Source organism: Aliikangiella coralliicola (genome assembly GCF_007004725.1).
GTDB lineage: Bacteria > Pseudomonadota > Gammaproteobacteria > Enterobacterales > Kangiellaceae > Aliikangiella > Aliikangiella coralliicola.
The window spans coordinates 121,294-144,419 of record NZ_ML660170.1; the positions used below are offsets into that span (position 1 = coordinate 121,294).

The following is a 23,126-nucleotide window of genomic DNA, read 5'->3' on the forward strand; positions in this document are numbered from 1 at the left end:
CTAACCCTCATGTTCAGCTCGGTATAAAAGTTGCTGATTAAGTCCTGCACGAAGTATCGCGTGAAAAATATTGGCCATATCCACTGACTGATAATGAGTCGGATTATCCCGAGTAAACTTTTCGATAATGTTATTTTCTCGGCTACTATCGTAGATGGATAAATTTTGACGGCATTTTATTTCAGCGATTTGCTCGACACATTTTGATCGTAACGTCAGCAATTGGATAATTTTCTCATCAATCTGATCGATTTCCCTTCTGACATCGAATAATTCGCTATCGTTCGAAGACTCAACTTGAGACATATTTACACCTGATTAAAAGTGAGTTTATTCTAATGATACCAGATGGTATCAAATTGATTTGGGTCAAGCTCTTGTTCTAAAGAAACTGAACTCGTGATAAATGAACAAGCTTTAGTCGAATTAGATCTCAATCAATTGAGTCACGACTGATAATTCTGTTTCATCTTGTGGGTTAAATGATTTTTAATCGCAGGCCACTCCGAATTGATAATCGAAAAAACCACGGTATCTCGATAAGAGCCATCAGCCAATTTGACATGATTTCTTAAAACACCGTCTTGTTTTGCTCCCAATCTTAAAATCGCATTTCTCGACGCCTGATTAAGCCAATGGGTTCTAAATTCCACGGCAATTGCTTCCAGTTCTTCGAAAGCGTGTTTTAACAACAAAAATTTACACTCGGTGTTAGCGCCTGTTTTTTGAAAGCTCTTACCATACCAGGTATAACCGATTTCCAGTCGTTGATTATCGTTATCAATATTACAATACCTGGTACTACCGATTATTTTGCCACTCTGATTGTGTCGAATAACAAAAGGCAATTCTCGCTTTTCTCTCTGCTTGGCCAAGGCTGATTTGATGTAATTATCTAAATCGTTTTCATGAGGCACATGGGTATACCACAAATTCCATAAATCGCCATCTTTGGTTGCAATCCACAGTTCCTCTTTGTGCTTAATTGTCATGGGCTCAAGAGAAACCTGTCGGCCTTTCAGTTCAGTTGAATTTACCCAAAATGACATATTTCGCCTCTCTTATCGATGAATGAATAATAGTCCTAAATGCTTATCATGAAAAAACAATCGCGTTAGAGCAAACAACGCAGGTACAAAAAAGCCGACATTATTGTCGGCTTTTTCTCTGTGATTGAACAGATAATATTTAATCCAGAATTACATTTCTGAACAAAATATCACTGGCTTACCACCCAGTAATTTCTTGCAATGCACTACCAATGTCAGCCAGGCTGCGAACTGTTTTTACACCCGCATCTTCTAAAGCTGCGAATTTTTCATCAGCAGTTCCTTTACCGCCAGAAATAATTGCGCCGGCATGGCCCATGCGCTTTCCTGGAGGAGCAGTAACACCAGCAATATATGAAACAACTGGCTTGGTCACATTCGCCTTGATAAAAGCAGCCGCTTCTTCTTCAGCAGTACCACCAATTTCGCCAATCATCACAATCGCTTCGGTCTTAGGATCGTTTTGGAACATTTCCAATACGTCGATAAAGTTAGTGCCAGGAATTGGATCGCCACCGATACCCACACAAGTTGATTGACCAAAACCAGCGTCAGTAGTTTGCTTAACAGCTTCATAAGTCAAAGTACCAGAACGAGAAACGATTCCAACTCTTCCGGGCTTATGAATATGACCAGGCATAATACCAATTTTACATTCACCGGGAGTAATAACACCTGGGCAGTTAGGTCCGATTAATCGAACACCAAGCTCATCACACCTGACTTTTGCGTCAAGCATATCAAGCGTCGGAATACCTTCAGTAATACAAACGATTAATTTAATTCCTGCATTAGCCGCTTCTAAAATTGAATCTTTACAAAAAGGTGCTGGTACATAAATTACTGATGCATCAGCGCCAGTTGTTTCAACAGCTTCTGCAACAGTATTAAATACTGGTAATCCCAAATGGGTCTGCCCACCTTTTCCAGGGGTAACACCACCGACCATTTGCGTACCATACTCGATAGCTTGCTCTGAGTGGAAAGTTCCCTGAGAACCAGTGAAGCCCTGACAAATAACTTTGGTGTTTTTATCAATTAAGACGCTCATTTATTTGCCCTCCGCTGCTGCAACAACTTTTTGTGCTGCATCTGCCAAACCGCTCGCAGCGATAATATTTAATCCACTTTCTGCAAGAACTTTACGACCTAATTCCGCGTTGTTCCCTTCAAGACGAACAACAACCGGGACTTTTACGCCGACTTCTTCAACAGCGCCGATGATACCTTCCGCAATCAGATCACAACGTACGATACCGCCAAAGATATTCACTAATACCGCTTTAACATTTTCATCAGTCAAAATAATTTTGAACGCTTCAACAACGCGCTCTTTCGTCGCGCCGCCGCCAACGTCAAGGAAGTTAGCCGGTGATCCACCGTGTAAATTAACGATGTCCATGGTTCCCATCGCTAATCCAGCGCCGTTAACCATGCAACCGATGTTGCCATCAAGTGCAACATAGTTCAGGTCGAAAGATGCAGCGTGAGCTTCTCGCTCGTCTTCCTGACTTGGATCGTGCATATCACGAAGTTGTGGGTGACGGTACATTGCATTACCGTCGATATTGATTTTTGCATCAAGACAATGAAGGTCGCCGTCTTCTTTAATCACCAGTGGGTTGATTTCAAGTAGCGCTAAGTCAAGGTCGTGGAATAATTTAGAAAGCTGCAGGAAAATATGAGTAAACTGCTTAATATTTTTACCTTCAAGTCCCATCTTGAACGCTAAATCACGACCTTGATAAGGTTGCGCACCAACCAATGGGTCAATAATGGCTTTGTGAATCTTTTCAGGAGTTTCTTCAGCTACTTTTTCGATTTCTACACCACCTTCGGTAGAAGCCATAAAAACTACTTTGCGGCTAGAACGATCAACTACAGCACCGAGGTAAAGTTCTTGTGCGATATCGGTACAATCTTCAACCAGAATTTTAGTGACCGGTTGACCATTAGCGTCTGTTTGATAAGTAACCAGGTTTTTACCTAACCACTGTTTTGCAAACTCTTTAACATCTTCCTTGTTGTCGACCAGTTTTACACCGCCTGCTTTACCACGACCGCCGGCATGCACCTGTGCTTTAACGACCCATTTATCGCCGCCAATTTGACCAGCCGCTTCAAAAGCCGCTTTCGGAGAATCAACTGCGATTCCATTAGAAACAGGTAAACCGTATTCTTTGAATAACTGTTTACCCTGATACTCGTGTAAGTTCATGATTTACTTTCCACTTTTGGTTGAAATTAAAGAGTTCTCAAAAATAATTTTATTAAGGAATTGATCGGTTGAGTTTTTATCGATTAGCGACTTCAATTAACTTTTTTCGATTAAGACTAATACCAAGCCATCTAAGGTCTTTATCAAGTCTATCAATCACCTTAAAATTTGCGCGTATTATAGTGGCTTACGCGCCAATTGACCACCGCTTTGATCAATGTTTATAGACCGGATCTGACTAAGTTAAACCAATGATTTAAATGAACTTAGATCAACCACCACCTAAACTAAATTTAATGCCCCGCCAACTCCCAAACAAGCTGACGATTTCAGCCAGTCGTACGCGGTATACGCAACAATTAGCATTCAAATAATTCTACTTACTAGATAATAGACTATTTAGCCTAAATGCGGGGTAAAATTAGCGATGAGAAAACAGCAGAAATGCCTATTAGATAAGTCATTTTGCGGGCTAACCATAATTGTAAAAATGGTTAGCCCGCCAAAGGAGTCGATTACAAACCTTGTTGCAACATCATTGAGCGAATGTGACCGATAGCCCGAGTTGGGTTTAACCCTTTTGGACAAACATCAACACAATTCATAATGCCACGGCAGCGGAAAAGGCTGTAAGCGTCGTCTAAATCTGCTAGACGCGAGCTCGTTTCCGTATCACGACTGTCAATTAAAAAGCGGTAAGCTTGCAGCAAACCAGACGGTCCAACGAACTTGTCCGGGTTCCACCAGAATGAAGGACATGCGGTGCTACAGCATGCACACAAGATACATTCGTACAATCCATCAAGCTTGGCTCTGTCTTCCGGCGACTGTAAATGTTCGCGTGCTGGCGGCTCGTCATTGTTAATCAAATAAGGGCGTATTTTTTCGTATTGACGATAAAACTGCGCCATATCAACAACCAGGTCGCGAATAACAGGTAATCCTGGCAGTGGTCTCACAATCACTTTTTTACCTTTTAGCGCGCTGACAGGCGTAATACAGGCCAAGCCATTCTTTCCATTAATATTGAGTCCGTCTGAACCACAAACCCCTTCGCGACAGCTACGGCGAAAAGCTAATGTTGGATCTTGCTCTTTCAGCGCAATTAGAGCGTCGAGCAACATCATATCTGAACCGGCCTCAATCTCAAGCTCGTAGTCTTGCATACGTGGCTTTTTGTCTGTTTCCGGGTTATAGCGATAAATCGAAAATTGCATAGTCATCTCTCACTTGCACTAATAAGTTCTAGCTTTAGGCGGGAAAGCCTCGACAGTAACCGGTGACATATTCACCGGACGCTTATCCATTTCATGAGTCTCTGGATAATACAAACTATGGGTTAACCAGTTCTCATCATCACGGTCTGGAAAATCTTCGCGGCTGTGTGCACCACGGCTTTCCTCACGGAAATTGGCTGCTTTAGCAGTTGCACGGGCTGTAGCCATCAGATTATCAAGCTCAAGACACTCCACTCGCAAAGTGTTAAATGCTTTAGATTTATCGGCAAGCGCAGCAGATTTTAGTTTTTCGGCGGCAGCTTCTAATGCAACCATACCTTTTTCCATCAATTCACCGGTTCGGAAAACGCCGAAGTGATTTTGCATGATTTGCTGCATTTCTTTGCGAATTTCTACAGGATCTTCACCTTTTTCACTCGCTTCCCATCGATTATATCGGCTCATCGCAGTGTCGACATTTTCGTCGGTATATTCACTCTGAGGCATTCCTTCCGCAAGTGCTTCTTCAAGATGCATACCTGCCGCTCTACCGAATACAACCAAATCAAGCAAAGAGTTACCGCCAAGTCGATTAGCACCGTGAACCGATACACAGGCAATTTCACCAACGGCATATAGACCGTCAACAATATATTCTTTCTGACCAGCTTTTTTACCGATAACCTGACCATATTTATTGGTTGGCAGACCGCCCATCATATAGTGACAAGTCGGAACAACGGGGATCGGCACTTCAATTGGATCGGCATGGGCAAAGGTGCGTGATAATTCTAATATGCCAGGCAATTTAGAATTCAGCGTGTCTGCTCCCAGATGATCCAGCTTCAGCATGACGTGATCACCGTTTGGTCCGCAACCACGTCCTTCAAGGATTTCTTTGGTCATCGAACGCGCCACAACATCACGGCTGGCCAAATCTTTCGCATTTGGCGCATAACGCTCCATAAAGCGCTCGCCATCTTTATTGATCAAGTAACCACCTTCACCACGGCAGCCTTCAGTGACCAATACACCTGCGCCCGCAATTCCGGTTGGGTGGAATTGCCACATTTCGATATCTTGAACTGGAATACCTGCTCTCAACGCCATTCCAACACCGTCACCCGTATTAATGAGTGCATTAGTTGTGGATGCATAAATTCTTCCTGAGCCGCCGGTTGCAAAAACCGTAACTCGAGTTTTAAACAAAGCGACTTCCCCAGTTTCAATGGACATGGCGAAAACACCACAACATTGACCAGAATCGTTCATTAACAAGTCGATTGCGAACCACTCATTAAAAAATTGAGTTTTAGCCGCCAAGTTTTGCTGATACAGCGTATGTAATAGCGCGTGGCCGGTTCTATCAGCTGCTGCGGCAGTACGTGCAGCCTGCTCGCCCCCAAAGTTCAGCGATTGGCCACCAAATGGTCTTTGATAAATTTTGCCATTTTCTAAACGAGAAAATGGTAAGCCCATATGATCCAGCTCTAAAACTGCATCTGGACCATTTTGGCACATGTATTCGATCGCATCCTGATCACCGATATAGTCAGACCCTTTAACGGTGTCAAACATATGCCAGCGCCAATCGTCTTCGTGAGAATTCCCCAAAGCCACAGTAATACCACCCTGCGCAGAAACAGTGTGAGAACGCGTTGGAAAAACTTTCGATATTAATGCTACTTTCTGACCGGATTTAGCCAATTGCAATGAAGCGCGCATTCCGGCACCACCGCCCCCGACAATTACCGCATCAAAGGTATAAACTGGTACGCCCATTACACACTCCAGAAGATTTGAGCGCCCCAAATAAGAAACGCGAAACAAGCTAAAATAACCAGAACCTGAAATACCATTCGAATTCCGGTCGGTTTAATATAATCCGTAGATACTATCCACATGCCGATCCAGGCATGGAAACATAGCGAAGCAAGCGCTAATAATGAAAAGATCTTAAACCAGAGTTTGCCAAAAAGACCCTGCCATACGATAAATTCGAGGCTTTCAGCAGAAAAGACAAATGCAGCCAGGTAGATCACATAAGCCGCTAAAACAACTGCGGTGACTCGCTGAATAACCCAGTCGTGTAAACCGCTACGACCAAAACTCGTTGCTGAAGTTACCATATCCACACTCCTATACCGACAGCTGTTAACACGCCAAGCGCTATGACCGCATTAGCCCCGAATCTACCGCCTTGTAACGTCTCGCCGATTCCCGCGTCCATTAAGAGGTGTCTGACGCCAGCAATAATGTGATAGGCGAGCATGGACAAGATAGCCCAGGTGATAAATTTAGCAATGCCGCTTGATAACACGGATTTTACTTCCGCAAAACCGCCAGGCGTTAAGCTTGACTGGAGTGCCCACAGGCACAGCGGAACAGAAAGGAATAAGATTACACCGCTTATTCGGTGGAGTATCGATGAAATCGAAGTCACTGGAAACCGGAAGGCTGCCAGATTAAGATTTACAGGTCTATTTTTGTTCACGGTATCGATTCTTCTCAATTATTAGGAGTAGAGATAAGTTGTAATTTTAAGCAGAAAAGCCAACTTCTGCTAAACTTTTATGTACTTTTGTTCTAATTCAGGCAAGCGCCCGCGGCGAGCGAATTATATAAGCGCAGGCCAGTGAATACAAATGATTATCTGATTTAACGATACTCAGCTTGATGTTAGTCAAAACTGGTTAATAATTGTTCTACTCAAACAAATATCTCGACAATTGTAATTGACAAAACTCATTCTCGCTTTATAGTAGCGCGCTCTAACAAAAATAATTAATACAACACGAAAATGCGACCATTTGTTGATAAGTCGCCGTAAAATACAGGCAAATTGAAAATACAGGAGCTAACAATTATGACGGATAAGTCCGCCAAACTCACTTTACCGGATGGAAAAGAACTCGACCTGCCGATGTATTCTCCCAGCGAAGGTAACGATGTCATCGATGTTTCGAGCCTCGTTAAAAATGGGGTATTCACTTATGACCCCGGTTTCATGTCTACCGCATCCTGTGAATCTAAAATAACTTATATTGATGGTGGCAAGGGAGTATTACTCTATCGTGGTTACCCGATTGACCAACTCGCTGAAAAATGTGACTTCATGGAAGTCTCTTACCTACTGCTTAATGGCGAGCTTCCCGGCGTCGCAGAAAAAGCAGCATTCGTTGATAGAATTAACAATCACACCATGGTTCACGAACAACTCGCAATGTTTTTCCGTGGCTTTCGTCGTGATGCTCACCCGATGGCAATTATGGTCGGTGTGGTCGGTGCACTTTCTGCTTTTTACCATGACTCGTTGGATATCAATGATCCTGAACACCGAGAAAAAAGCGCGTTCAGATTGATTGCTAAGGTTCCAACAATTGCAGCCATGTGTTACCGCTATTCAAAAGGCCACCCTTTCGTTTACCCACGTAACGAAATGTCTTATGCCGAAAACTTCCTTAACCAAATGTTCAGCATGCCATCGCACGATGGAAAGCCTGATCCGGTTCTGGTCAAAGCAATGGATCGAATTTTTACCCTTCACGCAGATCACGAGCAAAATTGTTCTACGTCTACAGTAAGATTGGCAGGCTCTTCCGGCGCTAATCCTTTCGCCTGTATAGCTGCAGGTATCGCTTCATTGTGGGGACCAGCCCATGGTGGTGCAAACGAAGCTTGTTTGAATATGCTGAACGAAATTGGCGACGTTAGCCGAATTCCAGAATTCATCGCCAGAGCTAAAGATAAAAGTGATCCATTCCGTCTGATGGGATTTGGTCATCGCGTTTATAAAAACTTCGACCCTCGCGCGAAAGTAATGCGTGAAAGTGCTCACGAAGTATTAGCAGCAACCGGCAAAGATAGCGATCCTATTTTAAAGGTAGCCATGGAGCTCGAAAAAATTGCATTAGAAGACGAGTATTTCGTTGAGAAGAAGTTATATCCCAATGTTGATTTTTACTCAGGTATTATTTTGCAGGCTATCGGCATTCCAACGAATATGTTTACTGTTATTTTTGCACTGGCAAGAACAGTCGGTTGGGTATCTCAATGGGGTGAAATGATTGCAGAACCTACGCAAAAAATAGGTCGACCTCGACAATTGTACACTGGTGAATCTAGTCGAGATGTGCAACCTATCGAGCAGCGATAAAATCGTGACAGAAGCAATTTGCAGAAGCAATGTTGCGGACGTCATGAACTAAAACTTTTATTGCAGATTGATATGAAAAAAAGGCTCCATACGGAGCCTTTTTTCTTTTTAACTTATTAGAAAATTAGCGTACCTTCTAGTCCTCATCAAAGTTGAGAGAAATTTGTACTATTTTTCGCATAAACTCTCTTTCTTTGCGGAATTGCTTTTTCAAATCCTGTATTTCTCTTTCGAGTTGATGAACTTTAACTTCTACTACCGAAGCATCTTCCGACAATGTTGGTTCCCGCACCAGGGGCGTCATCGATTTTGCTGCAGCTTCTTTTCCAGCGTCATTTTCTTCGGTAATTTCGCTGGTTACGACTTTAACAATCTCACCATCAATACGCGATTTTTCTTCTAAGAATCCGTATAGCAATAGGCGGTCACAGGTGGTATTAATTTTTCGTGGAACGCCTTCGGAGAACTCATAGATCAGTTGAAAAGACTCTGCCGTAAAACCGGGAGAATCCTCCCAGCCAACTTTTTTCAATCTGTGCTCAATGTACGCCTGAGTTTCTTCGACGTCGAGGTGAGCCAGGTGATAAGACGCTGTCACCCTTTGACGAACTTGTTCTAATGAAGGATCTCTAAGATGCTCTCTAAATTCAGATTGTCCCAACAGGAAAATCTGCAATAAGGTCTTGCCATCGTAGTATAAGTTCGACAGCATGCGTAACTCTTCGATGGTTTCAAAAGGCAAGTTTTGAGCCTCATCAACCACCAACATGCAACGCTTACCTTCGCGGCTTCTGGCAATAAAAAAGTTTTCGAGATTTTTTAACAGCGATGATTTTTCATTGTCTTTGTGAGCCAGGCCAAATGTCGCTGCGACCATTCTTAAAATATCGGTAGAATCTAATTGCGTGTTGATCAATTCCGCGGCGACAACGTCATCCTTACCTTCAAGAGAGCCAAACAGCGTTCTCACCAGTGTACTTTTACCGGTACCGACATCGCCGGTTACGACAATAAATCCTTCTCCCTGTGACAAACCATATTTTAAATAGGCCAACGCTCTTTTATGGGTGCTACTTCCAAAAAAGAAAAACGGATCGGGCGCTAGCTGAAACGGTTTTCCGGTCAATTTATAATAAGATTCGTACATTCGATACCCTTGTTTAAATAAAATTCTCTAAATAACACCCTTCGGCTTCTAGATTGACTAGCGCTAACGTGCACCCTTTTGCCACAGTATGACCTGTGCAGTTTGCGCTAAAATGGCCAAATCCAGGAATACACTATAATTTTTTATATAATACAGATCATACTGAAGCTTTTCTTTGGCATCTTTTTCATCATCACCATAAGGATAACAGACCTGAGCCCAACCGGTAATACCGGGCTTAACCCGATGGCGCATGCGATAGTAAGGAATATTTTCTGCCAGTTTTTCGACAAACTCCGGTCTTTCTGGTCGTGGACCGACAAAACTCATATCCCCTTTTAATACATTCCATAACTGTGGTAATTCATCGAGGCGGGTTTTACGCATGACATTACCCACTTTGGTTACGCGAGCATCGTTCTTAGATGCCCACTGTGCGCCTTGCTGCTCAGCGTCAACAACCATACTGCGAAATTTATGGATGACGAAGTTTTCTTCGTCCTGCCCCACTCTAACCTGACTGTAAAATACCGGCTCATTCCAACCTGACTCTTTCTTAATCAAGAAAATAAGAATTGGGTATATCGGAACTGTGATTAACAACATCAATAAACTTAAACATATATCGACAAATCGCTTAACGACAATACGCGTGTAATCCTGGTTAAATCCTTCAATAAAGATAAATCGACTGGGATGCAGCGTGTCAATTTGCAGACGTCCAGATCGTTTCTCAAAAAAATCACTAATCTCAGTTACCTGAATGCCTTTCATTTTACAGCCGATGATCTCATCCACAGGATAATTTTTACGCTGTTCGTCAACCGCCACAATGAGCTCGTCAATCCCATAATCGGTGACTAATTTACTTAACGGTTGCTCAGACCGAATAATTTTCTCTTCCTCGACTTCATCCTGATCACCTCTTAAGTGGAAAAAGCCCACCAAGGTAATCCCACGCCAATCGCTGCGACGTTTGAGCTGTTGGAGCTGACGTGCCATCGCGCCGGTACCAATCACCAGCACTCTGGATGTCATCAATTTGGTATCGATTAACGATGAGTATAGGTAGCGAACCCCAATGAGTCCGAAAAATGCGATAACTAGAGATAAAACAAAGGCTCCACGGCCGACAAACCAACTGGGAGACAAGTAATAAAGGGCAACCAGGGCAAAAAATGCGAGAAACATTCCAACCACAAGTTTGACAATAATTTGGCCAAAACCCTCTCGCATACTCCTCGAGTAAAGGCCGACCGCAACCATTGATAAAAATACAGATACTGAAAACACCGCCGCTTTTAAATGCAACAGTTCTTCGAACTCAGGTGTGATTGAATCATTAGAAAAACGTAAACCGACCCCGCTATAAAATGCGGTGAGCACGGCAACAAACTCAAAAAATGCCAGTATGGTCAAACTTCTTGGTATGTAATGACCGAATATACGACTCATTAATGACTTCCTTGATAGTTCCTTATCAATCAATCTCTATTTGTCGCTTAAGCCTTGTCTGTCAGCCTCAGCTAATAAAGAGATCCGTAGTTTAGTAGCTCAATTTTTATCTATGTTAATAATCACCTTGAGATGATTATCGACTACTTTTTAATGACTATTTGCAGTATTTTCGATTAACGACCGGGATAAATACTTATTTAACTGGTAAATCTGGCAACCAACTATTATTTGGTCTTATAAATAACGATTAGCTAGTTATTTTGTCGCCAACCACTTTTGCGAATTCGCGACTAATTGTAGCTTATTTTTTCTGTATACAATTATTGAGATTCGGGATTATACTTGAGTTGAATTTTAAATTCATGCTAAATCCATCGCAAAAACAAAGATTTAAACGGTATATTTTGCCCACATGCTCAATTTATTTTTTTCCTGAACATAATTTAGACTAATCTGCTTTTCTTAACCAGTCATAATAATAGCTCGCTAGTTGGTAATGATAATTAGTGGTAATATTCAACAGATAACTAACCCAAAAGGATTCTGAAAATAACATGTGCGCAATGCAAAAAAATACGACTCCATGCTATTACGGGGAATATCTTCAGCTCGACAAATTTCTAGACGCGCAGAAGCCGGTCAGTGGACAATATCAAGACAAAGAAGCCCATGATGAAATGCTTTTTATTATTGTTCATCAGGCTTACGAGCTTTGGTTTAAACAAATTCTCCATGAGCTTAATTGGGTGCTCGAGGCATTTAACGAACCAGTACTGGATACCAAAAAGTATGGCCGTATCGTACAGAGACTTGATCGCATTATTCAGATTCAAAAACTACTGAATCAGCAGATCGGTATACTGGAAACCATGACTCCCCTGGATTTTCTCGATTTCAGAGACTACCTGGTTCCTGCCAGCGGATTTCAGAGCATTCAATTTAAAGAGATCGAAATTCTGCTTGGGCTAAAAATGGAATATCGCATCAACTTCGATAAAAAGTCTTTCTACAACCGATTAAATGACGAAGACCGAGAACATTTAATGGCGCTTGAAGAAAAGCCCGGAGTCTTCGATCAGTTGGAAGCCTGGCTTGAAAGAATGCCATTTCTTGAGAAAAAGAACTTTTCCTTTGTTGAAGCTTATCAAAATGCAGTTGAGGAGATGTTGAGCAATGATCGAGAAATTATTGATAACATCGATTGTCTCTCCGATAAAGACCGAGAATTCCAAATCAAAGACCTGGAAAAGACCAGACAGCAATTCGACGCCCTTTTTAACAAAGAGACTTTTGAGCGTTTGAGCGCTGAAGGGCATTTTAGAATGAGCCAGAAATCTCTATTAAGCGCCGTGTTTATTAACTTATATCGCGATGAACCTGCCTTCCAGCAGCCTTATCAGCTGATTGGCAAACTAGTCGATATTGACGAAGAATTTACCCAATGGCGTTATCGACACACAATTATGGTGCATCGAATGTTAGGCGCTAAGATAGGGACCGGAGGAAGCTCTGGGCACGACTATTTAAAGCAGACGACTCAGAACAATCGCTTTTTTAAAGATTTGTTTAACATGTCGACCTTTTTGATTCCTCGCTCTTCATTGCCGAAACTCCCTCCTCACCTCGAAGAAGCAATGGGATTGAAATCAGAATAAAAAAGTCTCAAATACCAACGAGTCTCAAATTATCGTGCTTTTATACCCAAACTACTTGAAGATGCAGGATTCAGCAAGGCGAAAAGCCGTTATATTTGAGGCATGGGTTCGCTGGATTAGTCACTCTAATTCAAGGACCCATAACAAAGAAGATAACGGCTTTTCGCCTTGCCCTGCGGGAGCTTAGCTAGAAAACTTGCGTCGCGTTACCGTCCTTGAAAAGGACTAGTCATTCCCTGCGGACGGTGCCTTACTCAAGCTTTCTAGCTAAGCTCTGAAACCTGCATCTTCAAGTAGTTTGGGTATAACTGAGAGACTCGTTGTTGAATATTTTCACTCGACTTGAACGTCAAGCAATTATCGACTCCACTCAGTAGCGTCAATCAGAATTTTCATGAGATTTTCTAAACCATCGGCGTCTTGCTGGTCAAATCGGTTTAGACTAGGACTGTCTATGTCTAGCACACCCCAAAGCTTGCCATCAATGACCAGCGGGCAGACAACTTCAGAGCGTGAACGAGCGTCGCAGGCGATATGACCGTCAAATTGATCCACATCTTCGACAACCAGCGTCTTTTGCTTTTGAGCCGCTGTACCACAAACCCCTTTACCGAGCGGGATACGTACACAAGCGACATTGCCCTGAAATGGCCCCAATAAAAGATCACTGTCAGGCTGACTGAGGTAAAAACCAACCCAGTTGATATCTTCAAGTTGCATATTAAGGAAGGCGCTGAACTGACTTAAGTTAGTCAACCAGTTTGTTTCACCTTCTAACAATGCTGTTAGTTGTTCGCTCAAAGATTGATAAAATTGTTCTTTCGATTCACTCACTAAAACGACTCTCTTAGATTGATACCCGAATACCTTCAAAATTCAGGTCTATTTAATTCGATAATTAGGATAATTGATCCTGGCGTTTTTAACAAAGTCCTTTTTGGTTATCCCGAACTCCGATTGGTTATAAGTCGTTACTCAAGAATCTGGTTATATACCTACGAGCATTTATGCTGGAAGTATTGGACATTCAGGGTTAAGATTGCCGACCGGTATTTACTAATTAAACAAAATAGCTTTTTGGAGTAAGCAAATGAGCAAGCATTGGTCAATTTCAGACCTCCTCGCTGGAAAGGTTGACGCCGACAGCGAAGTAACCGTAAAAGGTTGGATTAGAACCCGTAAAGACTCGAAAGCGGGCTTTTCCTTCATTAATTTGCACGATGGGAGCTGCTTTAATCCCATTCAGGTTATTGCTCCCGCTGAACTTAATAATTATCAGTCAGAAATACTTAAAGCCACAACAGGTGCTTCGCTAGTAGTGCATGGTCAGTTGGCAGCCAGTCAGGGCAAAGGCCAATCCTTTGAAATACAGGCGACCTCAATCGAGGTACTTGGCCTGGTAGACGAGCCGGCCAGCTACCCTATTCAGCCGAAACCTCACACCATGGAATTCCTGCGTTCAGTCGCCCACTTAAGACCACGAACTAATGCAATTGGGGCTGTCACACGTGTAAGGAACTGCCTCGCACAAGCGATTCATCGTTTCTTATACGAGAAACAGTTTAACTGGATCCATACGCCAATTATTACCGCAAGCGATTGCGAAGGCGCAGGCGAAATGTTCAGGGTCAGTACACTGGACCAGACGAATCTGCCGCTAACTGATAAAGGTGACGTTGATTACACTCAGGACTTTTTCGGTAAAGAAGCTTTCCTGACAGTTTCAGGCCAGCTTAACGTTGAAAGTTATTGTATGGCGATGTCAAAAGTTTACACTTTCGGGCCGACTTTCCGTGCAGAAAACTCCAATACCAGCCGTCACCTGGCTGAGTTCTGGATGGTTGAGCCAGAAATCGCTTTTGCCGACTTGCAAGATACTGCAAACCTGGCCGAAGGCATGTTGCAATACATTTGTAAGGCAGTTCTGGACGAACGCGCCGATGATCTTGCTTTCTTTAACCAGCGAATCGATAAAACGGTTATCGAACGACTGGAAACCATTGTTAATAACCAATTTGAGCGAATGGAATATACTGACGCAGTCAAGATACTCAAGGAAAGCGACAAGAAGTTCGAATATCCTGTTGAGTGGGGCTGTGATCTTCAGTCAGAGCATGAACGTTATCTTGCGGAAGAAAAAGTAGGACGCCCGATTATTTTGATGAATTATCCGAAAGACATCAAAGCTTTTTATATGCGCCTTAATGATGACAATAAAACGGTTGCTGCAATGGATGTTCTAGCGCCTGGAATCGGAGAAATTATCGGCGGAAGTCAGCGTGAAGAGCGCCTTGACGTCTTAGACAAGCGCATTGATGAGATGGGTTTACCTAAGGAAAATTACTGGTGGTACCGCGATTTACGCCGCTATGGCACAGTGCCCCATTCGGGCTTTGGACTTGGCTTCGAACGAATGGTTGCCTACGCCACAGGAATGCAGAACATCAGGGATGTGATTCCATTTCCAAGGGCTCCCGGTAGCGCAGAGTTTTAATTGCGAGCAAAGGGCTTTAGCTTTGCTGAGACTTGGTTGATCTAAGTCTCAGCTCAACTAACAAGCGATTTAGCCTGAACTTATACAAATGAGTTCAGGTTATTCTCCAAATCGAGTTACAAACTCTTCAATTTCTAGTGGCTTCGCCGCTCTTTTATTACCTTCTTCTGTACCAAGATAGATAAAGCCGATTATCATTTCTCCAGCTTCAAATTCGAGCAATTCCATCAGTTTTTCGTTGTACGCCATACCACCGGTTCTCCACATTGCGCCGATTCCCTGGAAATGGGCAGCCATCAACATATTCTGAACGCCAGCGCCAACAGATAATATTTGTTCAACTTCAGGCACTTTTGAATGCTCTTTCAATACTGCCGAAGCAACAATCACCATTGGCGCTCTTAATGGTTTACCTCGTAATTTATCCTGTTTTTCCTGCGGCAGTTCAGGTTCTTTGTTCAGCGCTGCAGTCACAAAATAATCGCCCAAACGAGCCAGGGAATCACCTTCAAAAACACGATAGCGTGCCGGTTTAAGTAGTGCATGATCGGGTGCCCGCAAAGCAGCCTTGAAAAGTATTTCTAGCTGGTCATTATCAGGCGCTGGAGAGGTTAATTTATTATGAGATTTTCGACTTAGTAACAAATCTATCGGAGTCATATTTTAAGGTAAGATTATTAAATTCGATCGTACTAACGATGCTAACAGTTATCACCAATCCACTCAACGAATTGATCAAATGGCATGGGTTTAGCACGATAATATCCCTGCATTAAGTCACATTGATGCTCAATTAGCCAATTTTGTTGAGCTTCGTTTTCAACGCCTTCAGCCAGTACTTCAAGATTCATCGAGTGTCCAAGATTAATGATCGACTTAGCAATCGATGCACTGTCTTCATCGTTTTCAATATCAGCAATAAAACTCCGATCAATTTTAATTTTGTTAATCGGAAATTGCTTTAAATAACTTAATGAAGAATAGCCCGTTCCAAAATCATCAATAGAAAGTTTAAAACCGCTTTGTTTAAATCCGTGCATGATTTCAATGGCTCTTTCCATATCATCCATCACCGCACTTTCGGTGATTTCACATTCGATTCGCCTTGGTGATACTTTTTCACTTTCAACAATACGACTAACGCTTTGATAGACATTTTCCCGTCTGAATTGCGCGGGCGAAATATTAAGCGCCATGGTAATTTGCGGGAGCCTGAGTTTATCCATTTCTTTGATATACTCGCAGACTTTTTTTACCACCCAGCGACCAATATCATTAATAGAATTACTTTGTTCGGCGATTGGAATAAATTCTGCTGGAGAGATAGGTCCTTTTACCGGATGATACCAACGAATCAGCGACTCAGCTGCTACCATTTTATCGTTGCGCAAATTAATTAATGGCTGAAAACTTAAATCAAACTGGTTTTCTTCAATCGCAACGGCGATATCTTCCAGAATCTCTTTACGCTTCTGAATTTCCTGATCCATTTCATCAACAAAAAACCGAATCGAATTACGCCCCTCCTCTTTGGCCTGGTACATTGCCATGTCGGCATTACGTAGCAGGTTTTCACTGGTAGTCGAATCATTTGGGTAGATTGTTACACCGATACTGCAGCCCACCTGAAAACTGTTACTATCAATGGTCGAAGTCTGCGCAATCGCGGTGCGAATTCTTGATGCGAACAGCATCGCTTTCGCCGGATCTTCGAAGTTGGTTTGAATAACTCCAAACTCATCACCGCCTAACCTGGCAATGGTGTCTGTCGCCCGCTTTTGTTTTTTAACTTTTTCGGCGACAGCTTGCAGAAGCTTATCGCCCGTGCCGTGACCCAGCGTATCGTTAATAATTTTGAAGTTATCCAAATCAATAATCATTACTGCCACTAATGATTGGTTGCGTTTGGCCTGGATAAGCGCGTTACATAGCCTGTCATTAAACAAATTTCGATTCGGCAGCTCAGTTAATGGGTCATGCAACGCCTGATGCCTTAACCGATATTCCGCCTCGATACGCTCTGTAATATCGCGCATAAAAATTGAGAAAAAACGATCTTCTTCAGCGCTCCATGACGTCGCAGAAAGTTCTGCTGTAAAAATAACGCCGTCCTTTCTCACTGCCTGTACCTGGATGAGAGAACTGTCCAAAGCGTCTATTTCACCGTCCAGGTAAAGCTTAATCTCTTGCAATACCTTGTTGACCTCTCCAGGCACCATTAAACGCGTAAAAGGTCGCCCTAAAATATTTTCCCGTTGATAACCAAAAATTGCCGAGGCTGCAGTATTCCAATCGATAATACCACCCTCTTGATCAACAGATATTATTGCGTCAGGTGCAGTATTAGCAATCGCTCTAAAACGCTTCTCGGAAAGTCTGCGTAATTTATCGGAGTGCTCGCGATTATCAATCGCGATGGCCATTTGTTTGTTGCTGTTGATCAAATCTTGAGTTTTGCGATTAATCTGTTTAGCGACCAGACCAAACTCATCATTTGAAGACTCATCAAGGGGTTCGTCCGATTGAGAAGAGAGTTGATAAACCAGTTTAGAAAAAGGATTGATAATATTTTTTCCGATAAGCCGGTACCCGAGGATAAAAATTAACAGCACAACGGCAATAAAGTAGAATAAAATTGAATTGATTTCGGAATCAATTTTTTGGGTAAAGGTTCGTTCTGGCGTTACAAATACCAGCTTCCAATAAGTTTCCGGTAGCAAAAATATTTGCACGATTACCGGCTCTTTAAACAAAACATCTCGTTCTACATGAATTGATGACAAGAAACGCTCCTTCTCAAATCTTCTTACGCCGTCATCAAGTAATATTGCGGCAAGTAAAATCGCTTCACCTTCATCAATCTGATAGCTATCAAATGCCAGGTTGCTCGCTAGCTCACTGCCATAAGCATTGCCAAGCCTAAACAGGTTAATGATATTTTCGTTAATCATATCCAGTTGTTTAGATACTGGTAAAAAATCAGGAAATTTCGCTGCGAAATCACTTGCTAAAAGAAATTCTTGAGATTTTTCGCTGAGCTGCTCAAGTGGTTTATCACCTGATATCTCCCAGTCAGGGTAAGATAGGAAACGATTATTTCTATCAACCACAAATGCGTATCCTTCAGTCTTTTCGGTGGCCTGTTTCATTAACTCGGTTAAACCATCTAACTTGATATCAATAGTTACAACCCCAGTGAACAAATCCCTCTTATTTTTCATCGGTACAGTGCAAGTAACCATGGGTTCAAAAGAATAAGGATCCTGGTAGGATTTTGACCAGTAACACCGATCTTTGGGAATGTGCTTTACCGGAACATACCATTCTTCATTATGGTAACCTTCCCCACCCGGTAAATTATAATCGTTAAGAAATTGTAGCTGGTTACTTTCGTCCTTTGCCCAGAAAAAACTACTACGCTTAAGCGTGGGGTCAAATCGATATTCTTCTGGCCATACGCCTCCACCGGCAACAACTTCATTGAGTCCGGCCTGTTCGATAACTTTTGGAATTGTGCGGTTAAAAAGCGCACGATCTTTTGGCAAAGAAGTGGCTACGCTTGCCATTGCTTTGGTCAGAGTTTCCGTTGACTGAGTTATTTTACTAATCTCACCAACAACCGAAACTCCGGTTTCGATCAAGATCTGTTTTTCTGCCTCCACCAATAGATCTTTAACGATAAACAAAAGAATCATTAAAAAGGAAAGGACAGCTAATACGAAAATTAGCAAGGACTTAAAAGCAAGCGAAAACTGCAGGCTGTTGTACCACGAAACTTTCTCAAACGAAACTTTCTTTAACACTTGGTTATCCCTTGCTTACTGGCCGTCATAATGAGAAACGGTTGAATACGTAAGCGTTAGTTCATGAGAGTTAATACTTAAGAGCGAGATTTTTAAATTAGTTTTTCTTTATTGTTAATGCCTATGCAAAGATCGCTGACATTTACCGGTAAATCGAATCGGCTGACACTGCCCGTTGGTAACAACTGGTTAATCAGCGCTAGAGAAAAAGATAGTCAATTGTGGAGAAAATAGCAAAACGCAACAATATCGTTGTTTTGATGTTTGTTGGCTTATCAAGGAATTAAGCACAGATTCGATTAGTACAGCGAATTTTGACTAGCAGCTGTTGTCGCCAAGGCTGTTAATTTGGGCATAAAAAAACCCAGCAAAAGCTGGGTTTTTAATTTGGCGTCCCCTAGGGGGTTCGAACCCCTGTTACCGCCGTGAAAGGGCGGTGTCCTAGGCCTCTAGACGAAGGGGACTAAGTTTCTTGAAGTGCTCCCTCAAGAGCGCGCCATTCTATAGAGGCTTATTCAGAATGTCAAAGTCTAATTTTACTTTTTTTGATAATTTTTTTAGTCATGTACAATCTTTGATCATTGACGTTCAATGTTTAATCAATTCAAGCTCACCATCTTTCATTTGATAGGTTTTTTGCATGCTGTCAGCCAGTTTTAAATCGTGCGAAACAATCAGAAAACTGGTCTTTTCAGACTCATTAAGCTCAAACATTAATTCATTAACCGCCTGCGCTGTCATGGTATCCAGATTACCGGTGGGTTCATCGGCTAAAATACAGGCGGGTTTTGTGACTAACGCCCTGCCAATTGCGATACGCTGACGCTCTCCCCCGCTTAACTCCGATGGTTTATGGGTTAATCTTTCACCCAACCCCACTTTTTTAATGACCTGCTCAGCGGCATCATAAGCTGCATTTTGATTTTCTCCACCAATTATCAAAGGCATTGCGACATTTTCAAGGGCGGTGAATTCTGCCAGTAAATGATGAAATTGATAAACAAAACCGAGTTGTTGATTCCTGATTTTTCCCTGGTTTCGAGTAGACACCTTATGAATATCTTTATCTTTGATAAATACCTGGCCGGTATCCGGCGAATCAAGACCACCTAACACATGCAGTAAAGTGCTTTTGCCTGACCCCGAAGAACCGATAATAGCCGTCATTTCGGCTTGCTCAATTTCCAGATTAACGCCCTTCAACACTTCCACTTTATTTTTACCATCGCGAAATGACTTGTGGATATCAATACCGCGTAAAACAGGATTACTCATAGCGTAAAGCCTCCGCCGGGTTAGTACGTGAAGCCTTCCAGGCCGGATAAAGTGTCGCTAAAACTGTTAACGAGAGCGCAACAGAGGTGATTAAAATAACATCATCCCAATGTAATTCAGAAGGTAGAAAACCGATAAAATAAACGTCGCCAGGTATTACATTCACCCCGAAAAGTTGCTCTACAAAAGCGACTACTTGCGGCAGGTTAATCGCTAGCGCGACGCCACCGATGACACCGAGAATAGTACCGATAAAACCATTTAAACTCCCTTGCACAATAAATATTTTCATAATGGTCGCAGGGCTGGCACCAAGCGTTCTTAGTATAGCGATATCTGATTGTTTGTCGTTAACCACCATTACCAAAGTCGTAATGATGTTAAAAGCCGCAACGGCAACAATTAAAGTGAGCAAAACCCCCATCATGGTTTTTTCCATTTTTATCGCTTTAAAAAGCGTTCCATGGGTGTAATTCCAGTCGCTGACATAAAACTTGTCATCCAGTTGATTTCTCAACTCATAAGCTGTCCATTGGGCATCAAGAACATTATTGGTTGTGACTCGCAACGCTGACACCAATTGGCCTTTACGGGTGAATGCAGCAGCATCTTGCATGTGAATCATTGTGATCATGCTATCGGCTTCAGAGCGTACTTCGAAAATGCCGACAACGGTAAAACGTTTTTGCCTTGGCGCAAATCCAGCCGGCGATACCGTTCCGCCATCAGCGATTAACAGAGTAACCTTGTCACCCATGCTCACCCCTAAACTTCTCGCAACGCCAATGCCTAATATAATGCCGAATTCCTTTGGTTTAAGATTATCCAGCGAACCGGCAATAAAGTAATCGCTGATAATAGACACCTTCTTTTCTTTTTCAGGCAATACTCCCTGTACCAGACCATATCGGGTATTACCTCGGGCTTTAAACATTGCCTGAGTATCGATAAAAGGCGCGGCTGCAATAACGTCTTTATGTTGAACAATCTGCTTTTCAACTTCTGGCCAATCATGGACGCCCTCGCCTCGCTCGCCAACGACAACATGGGGCACCATACCGAGAATTCGCTCCTGAAGCTCAGACTGAAAACCATTCATCACGGACATAACGGTTATCAGCACGATAGTGCCAAGGGCAATGCCGATCATGCTGACCAGCGCAATAAATGAGATAAAGTGATTACTTTTTTTCGCTCCGGTGTACCTCAGCCCAACCATCAACGCGACAGATTTTTTCATATATCTCCTAAACAACTATTTCTGAAAAGACGCAACGACTTGTCGAATCTTTCTCATGACTATTCTATTTTGACCTATCTATTTCGACTGACCGGTTCGGCGCCAAAATGGGAAATGGAACGCCTACTGAATAGTTATAAAAAATTTCACAATATCTGCTACTATCTATGAAAGTGATGGAATTCTAACAACCTCACACTTGGGACAAAAGCAAATATTGCAAATGAACTGCTTTATTCATGCATTCTCTATTCCAAACTTTCAGTAATTAAGAGCCAATTCGCCGATGACAGACAACAACAACCAAAATGAAAGACGAGAATACTTCCGTATCAAAAACTGGATTATCATTAACTTTGAAAAGATTGATGAAGACCAGGATAACCAAGACTTAGATGACTTTGGCTTTAAAAGTTCACCACGAATCTCCTTACTCCAGGAACTTTCCCGCTTAGAAACCGAAAACCAAAACTATCTGGGCTCACTCACCGATAAGCAAAGCCAGCTTGGTAACTATTTAATCAACATGAATAAAAAGATGGAATTGCTCACTCGTTTTGTCATCGAATCACTAAGCGGCAACAAAGACGAGCTACGCGAAGTTGACATCAGCGGCGGCGGAATTCGCTTCAAAAGCGTCGACCCACATCCAATTGACCAACTATTAAAGCTGGAAATTGTATTGGTGCCAGAATGTGTCGGCCTGCTAGCCCATGGGCGAGTTGTCGACTGCAAACCAATCGAAGGTACGCCACATCATGAAATAGCGCTGGTTTTCATTAAGTTACGCGAAGCAGACAGGGATGCAATTGTAAGGCATGTGTTTAAGATCCAGTCAGAACAGCTTCGAAGTCAGAGGCCGGACAACAATGATAGTACGCGCTAATCTCCTCAAATTATCAATCATACATGGTACTAATTAACATTCTGAGGTAGTCGTTGTTAAAAAATTGGAATATTGCTTCAAATCAGCGAGTTAGCGGAGTATATTAATAATAATTCTAATCTGGAGAATTCATCATGATCACCTTCAAATCTGGATTAATGACTTTTACGGAAACAAAACTGATGGTGCAGCTGAAAAATAGAATGAGCAAAAAAATATCTCTTGGACTAGCAACGCCCTTGATGGCGGCTACGATGATCTTTTGTCCACTTAATCTCTCTGCTGAAAACGCGCCGATAAAAGTTTCAGAGCAATCACAGCAAGCTGTTGATAAACCAAGACATGGCCAGTCAATGGAACAGGTCGAAAACGCGTTTGGCGCGCCAGTTGAACGAGTGGCTGCTGTTGGAGAACCTCCAATTAGCCGTTGGCGCTATGACAACTTTACCGTTTATTTTGAGCATGACAAGGTGATCCACTCAGTCGCGCATCGTTCTTAGATAACAGACGATAAATTACCTTGTAATA

General features: G+C 42.4%; 20 protein-coding genes and 1 tRNA gene. 5 read left to right on the top strand and 16 right to left on the bottom strand.

The annotated features are described in order from the left end of the window. From FLL46_RS22610 to sdhC, 8 genes are all read right to left on the bottom strand, one after another. A complete protein-coding gene (locus tag FLL46_RS22610) occupies window positions 1-306 on the bottom strand; it encodes a chorismate mutase (RefSeq protein WP_142934014.1) in 306 nt (101 codons plus the stop codon). A gap of 140 nt (window positions 307-446) precedes the next feature. Continuing rightward, window positions 447-1,049, bottom strand: coding sequence for a GNAT family N-acetyltransferase (locus FLL46_RS22615; protein ID WP_142934016.1), 603 nt, complete (start codon window positions 1,047-1,049; stop codon window positions 447-449). Window positions 1,050-1,227: 178 nt separating this feature from the next. Further along, on the bottom strand, window positions 1,228-2,100 hold the full coding sequence (gene sucD / locus FLL46_RS22620) for a succinate--CoA ligase subunit alpha (protein ID WP_142934018.1): 873 nt from the start codon (window positions 2,098-2,100) through the stop codon (window positions 1,228-1,230). Next, a complete protein-coding gene (gene sucC, locus FLL46_RS22625; RefSeq protein ID WP_142934020.1) occupies window positions 2,101-3,267 on the bottom strand; it encodes an ADP-forming succinate--CoA ligase subunit beta in 1,167 nt (388 codons plus the stop codon). Window positions 3,268-3,782: 515 nt separating this feature from the next. Next, window positions 3,783-4,484 carry a succinate dehydrogenase iron-sulfur subunit gene (locus FLL46_RS22630; protein ID WP_281282002.1) on the bottom strand — a complete coding sequence of 234 codons (702 nt, stop codon included), beginning with the start codon at window positions 4,482-4,484 and terminating at the stop codon, window positions 3,783-3,785. An 18-nt stretch (window positions 4,485-4,502) separates the two neighbouring features. Then, window positions 4,503-6,266 carry a succinate dehydrogenase flavoprotein subunit gene (sdhA, locus tag FLL46_RS22635; protein WP_142934023.1) on the bottom strand — a complete coding sequence of 588 codons (1,764 nt, stop codon included), beginning with the start codon at window positions 6,264-6,266 and terminating at the stop codon, window positions 4,503-4,505. Next, window positions 6,266-6,613: a succinate dehydrogenase, hydrophobic membrane anchor protein gene (sdhD, locus tag FLL46_RS22640; protein ID WP_142934025.1), complete on the bottom strand. Its 348-nt coding sequence runs from the start codon at window positions 6,611-6,613 to the stop codon at window positions 6,266-6,268. Before sdhD ends, sdhA begins: the two co-directional genes overlap by 1 nt. Then, a complete protein-coding gene (gene sdhC / locus FLL46_RS22645; RefSeq protein ID WP_142934026.1) occupies window positions 6,607-6,978 on the bottom strand; it encodes a succinate dehydrogenase, cytochrome b556 subunit in 372 nt (123 codons plus the stop codon). Before sdhC ends, sdhD begins: the two co-directional genes overlap by 7 nt. Window positions 6,979-7,350: 372 nt before the next feature. Here sdhC and gltA point away from each other — a divergent pair, with 372 nt between their 5' ends. Continuing rightward, complete coding sequence (gene gltA / locus FLL46_RS22650) at window positions 7,351-8,640, top strand: citrate synthase (RefSeq protein WP_142934028.1); 1,290 nt, start codon at window positions 7,351-7,353, stop codon at window positions 8,638-8,640. A 136-nt stretch (window positions 8,641-8,776) separates the two neighbouring features. Here gltA and FLL46_RS22655 read toward each other — a convergent pair whose 3' ends face one another. Next, on the bottom strand, window positions 8,777-9,787 hold the full coding sequence (locus FLL46_RS22655) for an XrtA/PEP-CTERM system-associated ATPase (protein WP_142934030.1): 1,011 nt from the start codon (window positions 9,785-9,787) through the stop codon (window positions 8,777-8,779). A 63-nt stretch (window positions 9,788-9,850) separates the two neighbouring features. Beyond that, entirely contained in the window at window positions 9,851-11,242 is a 1,392-nt protein-coding gene (locus FLL46_RS22660; protein WP_142934032.1) for a TIGR03013 family XrtA/PEP-CTERM system glycosyltransferase, read from the bottom strand. A 557-nt stretch (window positions 11,243-11,799) separates the two neighbouring features. Between FLL46_RS22660 and FLL46_RS22665 the strand changes: the two genes are divergently transcribed. Then, window positions 11,800-12,900 (top strand): tryptophan 2,3-dioxygenase family protein, encoded by a 1,101-nt coding sequence (locus FLL46_RS22665; RefSeq protein WP_246119387.1) that lies wholly within the window; start codon window positions 11,800-11,802, stop codon window positions 12,898-12,900. 357 nt (window positions 12,901-13,257) lie between these two features. Here the strand turns inward: FLL46_RS22665 and FLL46_RS22670 are convergent, their stop codons facing one another. After that, a complete protein-coding gene (locus tag FLL46_RS22670) occupies window positions 13,258-13,734 on the bottom strand; it encodes a GAF domain-containing protein (RefSeq protein WP_142934034.1) in 477 nt (158 codons plus the stop codon). 256 nt (window positions 13,735-13,990) lie between these two features. On the opposite strand from FLL46_RS22670, the gene asnS reads away from it, so the two are divergent. Next, entirely contained in the window at window positions 13,991-15,394 is a 1,404-nt protein-coding gene (asnS, locus tag FLL46_RS22675) for an asparagine--tRNA ligase (protein ID WP_142934036.1), read from the top strand. A 99-nt stretch (window positions 15,395-15,493) separates the two neighbouring features. Here the strand turns inward: asnS and FLL46_RS22680 are convergent, their stop codons facing one another. From FLL46_RS22680 to FLL46_RS22700, 5 genes are all read right to left on the bottom strand, one after another. Then, the gene (locus FLL46_RS22680; protein ID WP_142934037.1) at window positions 15,494-16,054 is read right to left on the bottom strand and encodes a nitroreductase family protein; all 561 of its coding nucleotides are present in this window, start codon (window positions 16,052-16,054) and stop codon (window positions 15,494-15,496) included. A 41-nt stretch (window positions 16,055-16,095) separates the two neighbouring features. Further along, window positions 16,096-19,197 carry a bifunctional diguanylate cyclase/phosphodiesterase gene (locus FLL46_RS22685; protein WP_142934039.1) on the bottom strand — a complete coding sequence of 1,034 codons (3,102 nt, stop codon included), beginning with the start codon at window positions 19,195-19,197 and terminating at the stop codon, window positions 16,096-16,098. A gap of 388 nt (window positions 19,198-19,585) precedes the next feature. Continuing rightward, a tRNA-Glu gene (locus FLL46_RS22690) sits at window positions 19,586-19,661 on the bottom strand. Between the two features lie 124 nt (window positions 19,662-19,785). Next, window positions 19,786-20,472 carry a lipoprotein-releasing ABC transporter ATP-binding protein LolD gene (lolD, locus tag FLL46_RS22695; RefSeq protein WP_142934040.1) on the bottom strand — a complete coding sequence of 229 codons (687 nt, stop codon included), beginning with the start codon at window positions 20,470-20,472 and terminating at the stop codon, window positions 19,786-19,788. Then, window positions 20,465-21,712 (bottom strand): lipoprotein-releasing ABC transporter permease subunit, encoded by a 1,248-nt coding sequence (locus FLL46_RS22700; RefSeq protein WP_142934042.1) that lies wholly within the window; start codon window positions 21,710-21,712, stop codon window positions 20,465-20,467. Before FLL46_RS22700 ends, lolD begins: the two co-directional genes overlap by 8 nt. Before the next feature lie 286 nt (window positions 21,713-21,998). On the opposite strand from FLL46_RS22700, the gene FLL46_RS22705 reads away from it, so the two are divergent. Beyond that, window positions 21,999-22,598: a PilZ domain-containing protein gene (locus FLL46_RS22705; protein WP_142934044.1), complete on the top strand. Its 600-nt coding sequence runs from the start codon at window positions 21,999-22,001 to the stop codon at window positions 22,596-22,598. A gap of 134 nt (window positions 22,599-22,732) precedes the next feature. Beyond that, complete coding sequence (locus FLL46_RS22710; RefSeq protein WP_142934046.1) at window positions 22,733-23,098, top strand: hypothetical protein; 366 nt, start codon at window positions 22,733-22,735, stop codon at window positions 23,096-23,098. The last annotated feature ends 28 nt before the right edge of the window (window positions 23,099-23,126 follow it).